This window comes from Flavobacterium sp. K77 (assembly GCF_021608205.1).
Classification (GTDB): domain Bacteria; phylum Bacteroidota; class Bacteroidia; order Flavobacteriales; family Flavobacteriaceae; genus Flavobacterium; species Flavobacterium turcicum.
On the sequence record NZ_JAKIHO010000001.1, the window covers coordinates 563,732 to 579,465 of the forward strand.

The window sequence follows — 15,734 nt, forward strand, 5'->3', positions numbered from 1 at the left end:
ATTTTGCAATTGCAAGCTATTTTTTCATAACTTTATGATTCACTAAATGAAAAAGTTATGACAGTTGATCAAATTTTAAGCAGCAAAGGGAAAGAAGTTATTTCCATCCTATCGACTAATACGGTTTATGAAGCACTCACCGTGATGAGTGAAAAAAACATTGGTGCTATTCTGATAATTGAAGATGCCGTTTTAAAAGGAATCCTATCAGAGCGTGATTATGCTCGAAAAATTGTTCTAAAAGACAAGTCATCTAAAAAAACCTTAGTGAGTGAAATTATGGAAACCACGGTTATCACGGTACAACCTTCAGATAATTTAGATTATTGCATGGAGTTAATGAGCAGTAAACGTATTCGACATTTGCCTGTTATTGAAAATCAAATTGTAATAGGGCTGATATCCATTAGTGATGTGGTGAAAGCTATCATTGAAATTCAAAAAGACACCATAAATCATTTAAATACTTACATCTCACAGTAGATCTCATACAAAGTCATCAAAATTAGCTTCTGTAATCAGAGGCTTTTTTTATTTCTAAGACTTGTTAATCACGCATTTTTAGAAAAGAATAGGATAAAAGCTGACTTTTTAAACCAAGTCTTCTATCTTTGTAGGCTAGAATAAAATCTAAAAAAAATGGACAAAAATAGTAGAAGAAAAGAAGCATTATTATACCACGCGAAACCAACGCCTGGAAAAATTCAAGTAGTTCCTACAAAGAAATATGCAACACAAAGAGACCTATCGTTGGCCTATTCTCCGGGTGTAGCAGAGCCTTGTTTAGAGATTGCAAAAGACATTAATAACGTTTATAAATACACAGCAAAAGGAAATCTTGTAGCAGTAATTACCAATGGTACTGCGGTTTTAGGGCTTGGGGATATTGGTCCCGAAGCATCAAAACCTGTAATGGAAGGAAAAGGTTTGTTGTTTAAAATTTTTGCTGATATCGATGTATTCGACATTGAAATTGGTACAAAAGATATCGAAGAGTTTATCCAAACTGTAAAAAACATTGCCCCAACTTTTGGAGGTATCAACCTTGAGGATATTAAAGCTCCAGAGTCGTTTGAAATTGAACGTCGTTTGGTTGAAGAATTGAATATTCCGGTAATGCATGATGACCAACACGGTACCGCTATCATTTCATCTGCGGCTTTGTTAAACGCTTTGGAATTAGCTGGTAAAAATGCTGAGGATGTGAAAATGGTTGTGTCAGGTGCGGGTTCAGCTGCATTGGCATGTGCTGATTTGTACGTTCTTTTAGGTGTAAAAGTCGAAAACATTTTAATGTTCAATAGTAAAGGTTTATTAACCAAGGACAATCCGAGTTTGTCTCAATTACAATTGAAATACGCAAAAGATATTCCGTCGATGTCATTGGCTGAGGCGTTGGTAGGATCGGATATTTTCTTAGGTTTATCAACAGGAGGTTTAATGTCCCCTGAAATGTTGTTGACCATGGCAGACAATCCAATTGTTTTTGCAATGGCCAATCCAGATCCTGAAATTGATTATAATGTTGCCATCGCTACGCGCAAAGATGTAATTATGGCCACAGGAAGATCTGATTTTCCTAATCAAGTAAATAATGTTCTTGGGTTTCCTTACATTTTTAGAGGAGCTTTAGACGTGCGTGCTACAAAAATTAACGAAGCGATGAAAATGGCTGCCGTAAAAGCTTTAGCGCTTTTGGCAAAAGAGTCGGTTCCGGAGCAAGTAAATGTGGCTTATGGCGCTACAAAATTAGTTTTTGGTCGCGATTATATTATTCCAAAACCATTTGATCCACGTTTAATCTCGATTGTGGCACCGGCTGTAGCCAAAGCTGCAATGGAATCAGGCGTAGCACTTAATCCGATTACAGATTGGAAAAAGTACGAAGACGAATTGAACGATCGTTTGGGTAACGATAATAAAATGGTGCGTTTGATTACCAACCGCGCTAAAATGGATCCAAAACGAATTGTATTTGCAGAAGCAGATCATTTGGATGTATTAAAAGCAGCTCAAATTGTACATGAAGAAGGTATTGGTTTCCCAATTCTTTTAGGAAACAAAGAAATAATTTTAGAGTTGAAAGAGGAAATTGGTTTTGATGCTGATGTTGAAATCATTGATCCAAAAATCAACGAAGAAAAAGAACGTAGAAATCAGTTTGCAAATACGTATTGGTCTTCAAGACAAAGACGAGGCATTTCGTTACTTGATGCTCAAAAATTAATGCGTGAGCGTAACTATTTTGCAGCAATGATGGTAAATGAAGGCGAAGCTGATGCTTTGGTTACGGGGCATTCAAGAAGTTATCCATCGGTTGTAAAACCAATGATGCAATTAATTGATAAAGCGCCTGGTGCATCAATCATTGCAACTACAAATATGATGATGACGGCACGTGGACCAATGTTCTTGGCCGATACGGCAATTAACATCAATCCTTCGGCTGATGATTTGGCTAAGATTGCAGTAATGACCGCTAAAACAGCTAAGATGTTTGGTGTAGAGCCTGTAATTGCTATGGTTTCGTTCTCAAATTTTGGATCGTCACCAAGTGATAGTGCAGCAAAAGTGCGCGAGGCGGTAGCTTATCTTCATAAAAATCATCCAGACATGATTGTTGATGGTGAAATTCAAGTAGATTTTGCACTTAATCCAGATATGCTTTCAGCTAAATTTCCGTTTTCTAAATTAGCAGGAAAAAAAGTAAATACTTTAATTTTTCCTAACTTAGATTCAGCAAACATTACTTATAAATTGTTGAAAGAATTGAATAAGTCTGACTCTATAGGGCCAATCATGTTGGGAATGGGCAAACCAGTTCACATTTTCCAGCTGGGTGCAAGTGTAGAAGAAATGGTTAATATGGCTGCCATTGCGGTTATCGATGCACAAGAAAAAGAGCTAAAAAAGAGCAAATCCAATACAATTAAATAAGCACCAAATAATTAGCATCTGTTAAAGTGCCGTTTTAGGTTCAAACAGATGCTAATTTTTTTATATTTGACACAATTTTAAACCGTCATGATAGCACATTTACAAGGGAAACTAGTCGAAAAGTCGGCAACACACGTAATTATCGACTGTGGCGGCGTGGGCTACCATGTTAATATTTCGTTGCATACCTATTCTTTACTGCCAACTAATGATTTAATCAAGCTGTATACGCATTTGCAAATTAAGGAAGATGCGCATACGCTTTTTGGTTTTATGGAAAAATCAGAGCGCGAAATTTTCAGACTTTTATTATCTGTTTCCGGAATTGGTGCTGGTATTGCACGCACGATGCTTTCCTCATTAAATCCCAAACAAATTACAAATGCTATCGCTTCTGGTGATGTAGGAACCATTCAATCTATTAAAGGAATTGGTAGCAAAACAGCCCAACGTGTGATTCTTGATCTAAAAGAAAAAGTGCTCAAATTGTTTGATTTAGACGAAGTTTCAATGTCGCAAAGCAATACAAATCGTGATGAAGCGTTATCAGCTTTGGAGGTGTTGGGATTTGTACGTAAAAGTGCTGAAAAAGTCATCGAAAAAATTGTTAAGGATGATCCCGAAGCATCTGTAGAATCCATTATCAAACAAGCGTTAAAAAACCTATAATAGTAGTCAAGAAACTAGCGATATATGCATAAAATTTGTACTTTTTTACTTGTTTTATTTTGTGGATTTTCAGTTCATTCTCAAGTAGAACAAGTGGCTCAGGATACAGTTAAAACTGGGTTTTCTGTTGGAAAAATTCAATTAAAAAACCCACCAAGTATTCGTTCTGCTTACACCTATGATCCTGTTACAGATCGTTATGTTTATACGAGTTCTTTAGACGGTTTGTCTATAAATTATCCCATTTTTTTAACACCAAAAGAATACGAAAAATTGGTTTTAAAGGAATCAATGCGGGATTATTTTAAGAAAAAAGTTGACGCTATTGATGGTAAAAAAGAAGGTAGCGACTTAGCTAAAAAAGATCTTTTGCCTCGATACTACGTTAAATCAGGCTTATTTGAATCTATTTTTGGTAGCAACACCATCGATGTTAGGCCTACTGGTTCTATCGAAATGGATCTAGGAATGCGTTACACAAAACAAGACAATCCTTCGTTTTCGCCTAGAAACAGATCTAATTTATCTTTTGATTTTGATCAACGTATTAGCATGAGTTTAATGGGTAAAGTAGGAACCCGATTGAATGTAAATGCCAATTACGATACGCAATCTACTTTTGCTTTTCAAAACTTAATTAAACTTGATTACGCTCCAACCGAAGACGACATTATTCAAAAAATAGAAGTTGGTAACGTAAGTATGCCACTTAACAGTTCCTTAATTCGTGGCGCACAAAGTTTGTTCGGGGTAAAAACCCAATTGCAATTTGGTAAAACAACGGTAACAGGTGTGTTTTCTGAGCAAAAATCACAAACCAAAAGCTTAGTAGCACAAGGCGGTGGTACGATTGAAGATTTTGAAATGTTTGCCTTAGATTATGATAGTGACAGGCATTTCTTTTTATCGCAATACTTTAGAAATAGATACGATAAAGCTTTAGCAAATTATCCATTTATTGACAGTAGGGTACAAATTTCGAGAATAGAAGTTTGGGTAACCAATAGGCAAAATAGAGTAACTACTACTAATAATAACTTACGTAATATAATTGCGTTACAAGATTTAGGAGAAGGCCAGTTGTCTGACACGCCGGATACTGAAGTAGTAGTTTTAAATCCATCAACAGGAATCTTTAATAATCCTGTAGATACGCCTGCTGACAACACAAACAATGATTACGACCCTGCACAAATTAATGCAGGAACGGGTTTGTTGAATCCAAATATTCGTGAAATTGCTACAGCCAATTCTGGTTTTAATACCACTGTGAACGAAGGGCAAGATTACTCCAAACTTGAAAATGCTCGAAAATTAAATCCAAACGAATATACCTTTAACCCGCAATTAGGATTTATCTCTTTGCAACAGCGTTTGGCTAATGATGAGGTTTTAGCAGTGGCCTATCAATATACAATTGGTGATCAAGTTTACCAAGTTGGGGAGTTTGGTAATGATGGTGTAGATGCTACCGTAGTTACGGGGAATACGCCTGCAACACAAGCTATTATTTCGCAAAGTTTGATTTTGAAAATGCTGAAAAGCAATTTGACAAACGTGACCAACCCGGTTTGGAATTTGATGATGAAAAATATTTATCAAATTCAGGGAGGGTATCAACTTACTCAAGAGGATTTTAGATTCAACATTTTATACACAGATCCGTCACCATTAAATTATATAACAGAGGCAAAAGATGTTGCGGGAAATCCGGTTCCATTTCCTGGACCAGATCCTTTAAAAACACCTAAGGAGAATGAAGAAAATAAGGTAGCCGAAACACCATTATTAAAAGTATTTAATTTAGATAAATTAAATTACAACAACGATCCTCAAGTAGGCGGAGATGGTTTTTTTGACTTCTTACCAGGATTAACAATTGATGCACAAAATGGTCGTATCATGTTTAGTACCAAAGAGCCTTTTGGAGAATTACTTTTCAAAAAATTATCCAATCCGAATAGTGGTGAAAACTACAGCAATCCTACAACTTATAATGAAAACCAACGCAAATATGTTTTTAGAAGCATGTATCGCAGTACGCAAGCGGGCGCTTTACAAGACAGTGATAAAAACAAATTTTTATTGCGCGGTAAATACAAATCTAACGGAAACGATGGAATTCCTATTGGTGCTTTAAACGTTCCTCAAGGATCAGTAGTGGTGACCGCCGCTGGACGAGTATTGGTGGAAGGCGTTGATTATAGTGTGAATTATCAATTTGGTAGAGTACAAATTTTAGATCCGTCTTTGCAAGCCTCTAATACGCCAATAGAAATTTCATTAGAAAACAATTCTATATTTGGTCAGCAGACCAGACGATTTATGGGCTTTAATGTGGAGCACAAAATTTCGGAGAATTTTGTAGTAGGTGGTACTTTTTTAAAAATGTCCGAGCGTCCTTTTACACAAAAATCAAGTTTTGGTCAGGAGTCAGTAAACAATACCATCTTCGGTTTTAATACCAATTTTTCAACTGAGGTGCCGTTCTTTACACGATTAGTAAACAAACTACCAAATATTGATACTGATGTTCCCTCAAATTTATCTATAAGAGGTGAAGTTGCTTTCTTAAGACCAGACACTCCAAAGGCTGATCAATTTGAAGGTGAATCTACCATTTATGTAGATGATTTTGAAGGCTCGCAATCTACCATTGATTTAAGGTCACCTTTTGCTTGGAGTTTGGCTTCGGTGCCAGAGCGTAATACAGGAAGTCGTTATGATTTTGGCGGAAACGCTACAGATTTAAGGTATGGTTTCAAGCGAGCAAAGTTGGCTTGGTATGCTATTGACCCAATTTTTTACACCCAAAAACCTGCAGGGATATCAGATGATGATTTATCCTTTAATAAAACCCGTCGTATTTTTAGTAGAGAGTTGTATCCTCTTACTGATATCGCTCAAGGGCAAACACAAGTTATAAATACTTTAGATTTAACTTACTTCCCAACAGAGCGAGGACCGTACAACAATGATTCAAATTTTGCTACTAATCCAAGTGACAACTTTGGGGGAATCATGCGCTCTTTAAATTCAACCAATTTTGAACAAGGAAATGTAGAGTACATTCAGTTTTGGATTCTAGATCCATACGTTGGTAATGGCCCAGCACCACAGTCAAATTCAGGTAAAATTTATTTTAACTTAGGTGAAATTTCTGAGGATATACTAAAGGACGGTCGTAAGCAATATGAAAACGGTTTAGGTACTGATCAACTTTTGGTAAACCCAAGACCAATTTGGGGTGAGGTGCCAGCATCGCAATCGTTAATTTATGCTTTTGATACTAATACAGCCAATAGAAGAGTTCAAGATATTGGTTTAGACGGTCTCTCGAATGATTTAGAAGCTCAAGTATATACTAATTTTGCATCTGAGCTTGATCCTGCTGCTGATGATTACCGTTTTTATTTGAATGCTAACGGTGGCATTATTGATCGCTACAAACAATACAACGGTACTGATGGCAACTCTGCTGTAGATATCAACGATGCTAACCGTGGTGCTACAGCTGCTCCTGATGTTGAAGATATTAATCGTGACAATACAATGAATACCATAAATGCTTATTATGAGTACAGTATAGATGTACAGCCGGGTATGCAGATTGGTCAAAATTACATCACAGATATTCGTAACACACAAGAAACTTTACCAAACGGTTCTACAACTGTGGCACGATGGATACAGTTTAAAATTCCGGTTTCCCAGCCAGAAAATACAATTGGAAGCATTTCTGATTTTAGATCAATACGTTTTATGAGAATGTTCATGACGGGTTTTAATGAAGAAGTTACCGTTCGTTTTGGAGCGCTAGATTTAGTTCGAGGAGAATGGAGAAGGTACACTAATACACTTGACTTTAATGATACCAATCTTGCTGACGATAATACCATTTTAGATGTTTTGGCGGTAAATGTCCAAGAAAATAACGAGAGATGCCCAATCAATTATGTAGTTCCACCGGGAGTACAAAGGGAGCAATTGTTTAATAACAATACCATCATCAACCAAAACGAACAATCGTTGGCATTACGAGTTTCGGGGGATGGGTTAGAGCCACAAGATTCAAGAGCTGTTTTCAAAAATGTAAGTATTGATATGCGTCAGTTCAATAAACTTAAAATGTTTTTACACGCAGAGTCTTTACCGGGTGAGATCAGTTTGCAAGATGGCCAAATGAGTGGTTTCATTCGTTTTGGAAATGATTTTAATCAAAACTTTTATCAAGTAGAGATCCCTTTAAAAGTTACACTTCCAAATGGGGTATCTAATTCTGATTGCACACCTTTAAATGCGGAGGCTGTTTGGCCAACAGAGAACGAGATCGACTTACCACTAGATTTATTGACTAAGTTGAAAATTCTGGCCATGAGTATTGACCCTACAACTTTACCACTTGATGGAGTTTATTATCCTGACTTAGATCCTTCAAAACCTGATGGTGATGGTAGCGCTAATTTGCGAATTGGTATAAAAGGGAATCCAAATTTTGGTTTGGTACGCACCCTAATGGTAGGGGTTAAAAACAATGATTTACGAAACGATATTCAAGGCGAGGTTTGGTTTAACGAATTGCGCTTGGCTGATATGGATAACAAAGGCGGGATGGCAGCGGTACTTAATATAGATACTAATTTTGCTGATTTCGCAACTGTTTCGGCTAGTGGACGAAAAAGTACAATTGGCTTTGGTACTTTAGAGCAAGGACCTAACGAACGCAGTCGTGAAGATGTGCAGCAGTACAATATCGTTACTAATGTAAATATGGGTAAATTGCTTCCGCAAAAATGGGGAGTGAATTTACCATTTAATTATGCGGTTGGCGAGGAAACTATTACGCCAGAATACGATCCTTTTAACCAAGATATCAGATTAAAGCAACTTATTGCCGAAACGCCGGAACAAAACAAAAAAGATAACATTCGCAATCGTGCAATTGATTACACCAAACGAACTAGTATCAATTTTATTGGAGTTCGAAAAGAGCGTCAAGCTGAGCAAAAACAACGTGTATATGACATCGAAAATTTTACTTTTTCGCAATCGTATAATGAAGTAGAGCGTCATGATTTTGAAATAGAAGAGTATGTTGATCAGCAGGCTAATTCATCCATTGATTATTCTTATGCGTTCAAATCAAAACCTGTTGAGCCTTTCAAGAAAAATAAAATGATGCAAAAAAGCAATTATTGGAAAATGTTGAGTGATTTCAATTTCAATTATTTGCCTTCTACAATCAACTTTAATACTAATATCAACAGGCAATACAACCGTCAGCAATTTAGACAAGTAGAAGTAGAGGGTATCGGTCTAGATCCATTGTACCGACGTAACTTTGCTTTCAATTATCAATACGGTTTTAATTATAATTTGACTAAGGCATTAAAACTAAACTACACCGCATCGTCAAGTAATATTGTCAAAAATTATCTTAATGAAAATAACGAACCTATTGACAGTTTCACGATCTGGGATAGTTATTGGGATATGGGTGATCCTAATCAGCACCTGCAACAGTTGGTTTTAAATTATGAAATCCCAATTAATAAAATTCCGCTGTTTGGTTTTGTAAAAGCGAATTATACCTATACCGGTGATTACAGTTGGCAGCGTACCTCAAATGCGTTGTCACAAATTAGTATTGACGGACAGGATTTTAATTTAGGAAACACGATTCAAAATGCAGCATCTCATAATATTAACGGAACGTTCAATATGGAGACGCTTTATAAGTATTTGGGTTTGTCTAAAACAGCCAAAAAATCAGTTGCTAAACCTAAAACTGCTATTCCTAAACCTGGAGAAAAAATTGTTAATACAGCTCCAAATGTTGTCGATAAAAAGAGTCCATTTGTAGATGGTTTACTAGGGATTTTAACCAGTGTAAAAAATATTCAAGTAAATTACACGCACAATAGCGGAACTGTTTTACCAGGATACACACCAGGAGTTGGGTTTTTGGGTTCGTCTAGACCATCACTTGGGTTTATTTTTGGAAGCCAAGATGATGTTCGTTTTGAGGCAGCTAAGAATGGTTGGTTAACCACATACCAAGATTTTAATCAAAATTACAGCCAAGTCACTAATAAGGTTTTAAAGGCTACAGCCAATGTTGATTTGTTTCCAGATTTTAAAATTGATTTAACATTAGATAGGTCTTATTCGGATAATTTCTCAGAGCAATATGATGTTTCAAATGGGATATATAATGCAAGATCTCCATACAATACAGGGATTTTTTCAATTTCTACGGTGTTGATAAAAACTTCTTTTGCAACTAGCGATCAAAATAATTCTAGTGCATTTGATGATTTTAGAGCCAATAGGTTAACAGTAGCGAATCGTTTGGCTACTGAGCGAGGCATCGATATTAATAATCCAATTAATATTGATCCAGAAGGGTTTCCTAGAGGGTTTGGTAAAAATAATCAAGCAGTATTATTGCCAGCTTTCTTGGCAGCTTACAGTGGTGGCAATGCGACTGATGTTTCTTTGGGAATTTTTAGAAGTTTTCCAATACCAAACTGGGCCATTAAGTACAACGGATTGATGCGTTACGAAACTTTCAAGAAAGCTTTTAAACGTTTTTCATTGCAACACAATTACCGCGCATCTTACACAATCAATGCTTTCCGTTCTAATTTTGAGTTTGATAAAGATCCTGCCGGTTTAGATGCCAGCGGAAACTTTTTTAACAAAACGATCATGTCTAATATCAACTTGGTGGAACAGTTTAATCCATTAGTTCGTATGGATTTTGAGTTGAAAAGTTCGTTAAAAATTCTAACCGAAATTAAAAAAGATCGCGCTTTGTCAATGAGTTTTGACAACAACTTATTGACAGAAGTTAAAGGTGTAGAGTATGTAGTAGGGCTTGGATATCGTTTTAAAGATGTAATATTCTCATCGCGCTTGGCTGATAATCCGACCGGAATCATCAAAAGTGATATCAATTTAACCGCCGATGTAACTTATAGAAACAATGAGACATTGGTGCGCTACTTGGATTACGACAACAATCAATTAGCAGGAGGGCAAAATATTTGGACAATCAAGCTTAAAGCGGATTATGCATTTAGTAAAAACCTAACCGCTATTTTCTATTACGATCACTCGTTTTCTAAAGCGGTAATTTCAACTGCATTTCCATTAACAAACATTAGATCTGGATTTACACTCCGATATAATTTTGGAAATTAATTTTTGAAATCTGATCAAAATTTCTGTAGAAGATTGTTACATTTGTCTCATAAAAAATCAATTACTAATAACTATTTATCAATTACAAATTAGATGAACATACCAGCAAATTTAAAGTATACAAAAGATCACGAGTGGATTAGTATCGAAGGCGATATCGCAACAGTAGGAATAACTGATTTTGCACAAAAAGAATTAGGAGATATTGTATACGTTGAGGTGGAGACTTTAGATCAAACGCTTGAAAAAGACGAAGTTTTTGGAACGGTTGAAGCGGTAAAAACGGTATCGGATTTATTTTTGCCTATAGCAGGTGAAATTATCGAATTTAACGATGCGCTTGAGAGTACGCCAGAAAGTGTAAATTCAGATCCTTATGGTGCAGGTTGGATGATTAAAGTGAAAATTGCAAACCTTGACGAAGTAGCTACTTTGCTTTCGGATGCAGATTACAAAGCATTAATTGGTGCTTAAAAACATTTATCTTTTCAGCACAATAATTTGGGCTGTAATTATATCTGTATTTTGCTTAGTCCAGTTTAATAGTGTTCCATTAGGAACAGTGTCGCATTTGGATAAAGTAGTTCATGCATTCTTTTATTTTGTACTTACATTTTTGCTGCAATTATTTCTTAGCGAATCGAAGGCCAATTGGTCAAAGAAAGCTGTGAAAAGCTATTCTTTTGTAAGTGCTATTTTGTTCGGAATAGTGATTGAGTTAGTTCAAGAGACTTGCACAGCAACAAGGCATGCCGATGTATTAGATGTATTGGCAAATACTACAGGTTCATTACTTTCTATAGGAGTATTTTCGATGTATGAACGTATCAAATTAAAACATAAGTACTAGTTACGAATTGAAATCCCGCTCCAGCGGGATTTTTTGTTTTGTGCTGTTTTTTTAGAAAATAAAATTCATCGTTTTTTTATCTTTTGCATTCATTATTACAGCCTGAGGCTAACCTTATGTAAAGATAAAATGTATTTTTGTACAACTAAGCACTGCTTCCAAAAAACCAAAATAAATGGATATCAAGAATTATTTAGACAGTACCTATTTAAAAACAGCTTTGCAAGCAGGTGTATCCGAAGAGCAAAATGATCTATTGGTAGTAAACTGTATTCAAGAAGCAATCGATGAGCAATTCAAGCTCGTTATGATTCGCCCAGAAAAAGTTTCTTTGGCATACCGTATGAGAGCAGACCAAGAATCTCAAATAAAAATTGGAACCGTAATTGATTTCCCAGAAGGTAAAGCAAGCATTGATGAAAAATTAGATGAAGCCAAAGTCGCTATCGCTGCAGGTGCTGATGATTTAGATTTTGTATGCAATTACCAAGAGTTTAAAAATGGACAAGTAGATCTCGTAAAACATGAAATACTCCTTGGTACACAATTGGGTTTAACGCATCACAAAGTTGTCAAATGGATTATTGAAGTAGCGGCACTTACAGACAAAGAGATTATTCAGATTTGTAGTTTGATTAAAAATGTAGTTGTTAAACATTTTAATCAAGAACAATTGGCAAGTGTTTTTGTTAAATCGTCAACAGGTTTCTTCAAAACTCAAGATAATTTGCCAAATGGAGCAACTGTGGATACCATAAAAATGATGTTGGAAAATGCAGCACCTTTGCCTGTTAAAGCGGCAGGTGGCGTAAGGACTTATCAAGAAGCGGTAGCTATGATTGACCTTGGGGTGAAGCGTATAGGGACTTCAGGGGCTAAAGAAATTGCCTCAGGTCAAAGAACTAAAGATGAATATTAAAAATATAAATACCACCTGCATGAATAAAATTTTAGTAGTAATAGCTCTTTTGGGTACTATTTTCTTTGCTTCGGCACAAGAATCTAACCGAGTAAATCCTCAAGAAGATGCAACTGCAGACCGCTTTCCTGTTTTTACTAATTGTCAAAATTTACAGGGTGAACAATTAAAAAAATGTTTTTACGATCAAGTGCAAGATTTTGTGAATGCTAATTTCGTGGTTCCACAAGACCTGATTCAAAACAATTTTAATGGTAATGTAAAAGTATTGTTTGAAGTGAATTCTGATGGCGTTTTCAAAGTTATTTATACTGATGCTGCTAATGAGCAGTTATTACAAGAAACCAAGCGCGTGTTTTCGTCTATGCCAAAAGTTTCGCCTGCTACTTACAATGGTAAGCCTACTTATTCACGGTTTACAATGACAATTCCGATTCCGCTTCAATCTAGAACTGAAACAGTAGCAAGTACAAAAGCTGTGTTATCTAATGTGGTGAAAAAAGATGTTGTGCTTACTGAATTGGATAGTATTGTCTATAAAAAATTCGATAGTCCTGAGTTTGAGAGCAATCTTAATATTCCCTTTTCTCATAGTTATTATGCGCAGTTTGATGCAGCGATGAACCAAATGGGTAGTAATAATCACACTGCCTCTAAGCCGTTTACCTATGCTCAAGTAGCTAAATATTACGATTTTAAATCGGTAAATCAATCTTTGCAAAAGAATACAAAAAGTTGGTGGGCAAAGAAATTGTGGAACGAAAATTTAGTACAGATAAAAGGCGAGGATTACTGGTTTACGTTGAATCCGATACTAGATTTGCAAGTTGGGAGCGCTTCAGATAGCAAATCATCCTATACTTACACAAATACACGAGGAATTAATTTTAGAGGAGGTTTGGGAAAAAATCTTCATTTCACCACTACGGTTTTTGAAAGCCAAGGTCGTTTTGCAGATTATTACAACAATTACGCTATTTCTATTCGTCCTGACGGAGGAAATCCAGCAATCATTCCGGGTATAGGAATTGCTAAAGAATTCAAGACTGATGCTTTTGACTTCCCTTCGGCAGATGCTAATTTGACTTTTACACCAAGCAAGTACCTAGACATGCAGTTGGGCTATAGCAGAAATTTTATCGGTGATGGATATCGATCTTTGTTAGAAAGTGACGGCACCAGTCCTTATCCTTATTTTAAACTAAACACCAATTTCTGGAAAATAAAATATACCAATACCTATATGTGGTTGAAAGACGTGCGACCAGAGGTGACGACTGAGAGGACTTATGCAACAAAATTCATGGCTAATCATTATTTAAGTTGGAATGTCTCCAACCGACTGAATTTAGGTTTTTTCGAATCGGTAGTGTGGACTAATACAAACGATCGTGGGTTTGATGTGAACTTTGTAAATCCTATAATATTCTATCGTTCGGTTGAGTTTACTTCATCTGCACGAAGCGGAAACGCTATTCTAGGACTTACTTTTAAATACAAATGGAACAATTCCATTAATTTTTATGGGCAGTTTATTTTAGATGAATTCTCACTAGGCGATGTGAAAGAAGGTAATAATAGCTGGAAAAATAAGTATGGTTACCAAATAGGAGCGAAATATTATAATGCTTTTGGTATTAAAAATTTGTTAGCTCAAGTTGAGTATAATCACGTAAGGCCTTATGTGTATTCGCACAGTGCTGTGATTACAAATTATGGTCACAACAATCAAAGTTTAGGACATCAATGGGGTGGTAATTTTAGGGAGCTAATCGGAATTGCTCGTTACCATCAAGGTAGGCTGTTTGCTGATGCAAAAGTTATTTTGGGTACTCGTGGATTTGATTTTAATACACCATCTGATTCATTTAACTACGGAGGAAATATTTATAAAAATTACGACGATCAAAGACCTTTTGATTCTGGTGTAAAAGTTGGTCAAGGAAACAAAACAACAGTATTTATTGCTGACCTTCAAGCAGGCTATTTGATTAATCCCTCAACTAATTTAAAGCTATTTGGTAGTTTGATTTATCGTAGTTTTAATCCTGATGTTGATACTGTTACCGCCTTTAATCAAAATACAACTTGGTTTAGTATGGGGGTTAGAGCGGATATTTTCAATTGGTATTTTGATTATTAATCGCTACCGTATTGATTTTTATACTTTTTTGTGAATTGTTTTTTGTCAAATCCCTTTTGTTAGTCTACTTTTGCAAAAGTTTTTAGAAACAAAATATTACTAGCATTGAGCGCAACATCCAGTACACTTTCATTAAAATCTGTTTATATCGATTTCAGAGAAATCACTAAAGCGCGTCTAGCTGTGAGTGTGGTTTTTTCGTCAATAGCTGGTTTTATGTTGGGTATTTACGATTGGAACTCACTTAGCTGGATGGTTTTGTTAAAGTTAGCTGTTGGTGGCTATTGTATGGTAGGCGCTTCTAATGCTTTTAATCAGGTTATCGAAAAAGATCTCGATGCTTTGATGGATAGAACGAAAGATCGTCCAGTTCCAGCAGGTAGAATGACAGTTGCTTCGGCATTAATAATTGCCTGTTTACTCACTGTGGTAGGTTTGGTTTTGTTGTATACCATCAATGAAAAAACCGCCATGTTTGGTGCAATTTCGATCTTTTTATACACTAGTGTATATACGCCTCTAAAAACAATGACTTCTTTATCAGTTTTTGTTGGCGCTTTTCCAGGTGCAATTCCGTTCATGTTAGGTTGGGTTGCAGCTACTGGTGAATTTGGTATCGAAGCAGGAACTTTGTTTTTAATTCAATTTTTCTGGCAGTTCCCACATTTTTGGGCCATCGGATGGTTTTTATACGAAGATTACGAAAAAGCAGGATTTTTTATGTTACCTACGGGTAAAAAAGATAAAGGAACTGCGCTACAAGTAATATTGTATACCGTTTGGTTGATTTTGGCCTCCTTATTACCTGTTTTTGGTTACACAGGCCGTTTGTATATTACACCTGTCACAGCTGTGATTGTGTTTTTGCTAGGATTGTGGATGTTATTTTATGCTGTAAAATTGTATAAAGAACGCACAGCCAAAGCGGCACGAACCTTAATGTTGGTGAGTGTTTCTTATATTACTTTGTTGCAATTAGTGTATATTATTGATAAATTTTTAAGATAGAT

9 protein-coding genes are annotated in these 15,734 nt (G+C 35.9%); all 9 read left to right on the forward strand.

The features are described from left to right. Positions 1–57 precede the first annotated feature (57 nt). Positions 58–483, forward strand: coding sequence for a CBS domain-containing protein (locus L1S34_RS02455; RefSeq protein ID WP_166133088.1), 426 nt, complete (start codon positions 58–60; stop codon positions 481–483). Between the two features lie 156 nt (positions 484–639). Continuing rightward, positions 640–2,937, forward strand: a complete 2,298-nt coding sequence (locus L1S34_RS02460) for an NADP-dependent malic enzyme (protein WP_236362671.1) — start codon at positions 640–642, stop codon at positions 2,935–2,937. A gap of 87 nt (positions 2,938–3,024) precedes the next feature. Further along, complete coding sequence (gene ruvA / locus L1S34_RS02465) at positions 3,025–3,606, forward strand: Holliday junction branch migration protein RuvA (protein WP_166133092.1); 582 nt, start codon at positions 3,025–3,027, stop codon at positions 3,604–3,606. Positions 3,607–3,630: 24 nt separating this feature from the next. Further along, positions 3,631–10,812: a T9SS outer membrane translocon Sov/SprA gene (gene sprA, locus L1S34_RS02470; protein WP_236362673.1), complete on the forward strand. Its 7,182-nt coding sequence runs from the start codon at positions 3,631–3,633 to the stop codon at positions 10,810–10,812. A gap of 93 nt (positions 10,813–10,905) precedes the next feature. Beyond that, the gene (gcvH, locus tag L1S34_RS02475; protein ID WP_210787879.1) at positions 10,906–11,286 is read left to right on the forward strand and encodes a glycine cleavage system protein GcvH; all 381 of its coding nucleotides are present in this window, start codon (positions 10,906–10,908) and stop codon (positions 11,284–11,286) included. Positions 11,287–11,374: 88 nt separating this feature from the next. Then, on the forward strand, positions 11,375–11,662 hold the full coding sequence (locus tag L1S34_RS02480; RefSeq protein WP_236363180.1) for a VanZ family protein: 288 nt from the start codon (positions 11,375–11,377) through the stop codon (positions 11,660–11,662). 175 nt (positions 11,663–11,837) lie between these two features. Next, positions 11,838–12,581: a deoxyribose-phosphate aldolase gene (deoC, locus tag L1S34_RS02485; RefSeq protein ID WP_236362675.1), complete on the forward strand. Its 744-nt coding sequence runs from the start codon at positions 11,838–11,840 to the stop codon at positions 12,579–12,581. Positions 12,582–12,600: 19 nt separating this feature from the next. Further along, positions 12,601–14,724, forward strand: a complete 2,124-nt coding sequence (locus L1S34_RS02490; RefSeq protein ID WP_236362677.1) for a gliding motility protein RemB — start codon at positions 12,601–12,603, stop codon at positions 14,722–14,724. Between the two features lie 105 nt (positions 14,725–14,829). Continuing rightward, positions 14,830–15,732 (forward strand): heme o synthase, encoded by a 903-nt coding sequence (gene cyoE, locus L1S34_RS02495; protein ID WP_236362678.1) that lies wholly within the window; start codon positions 14,830–14,832, stop codon positions 15,730–15,732. The last annotated feature ends 2 nt before the right edge of the window (positions 15,733–15,734 follow it).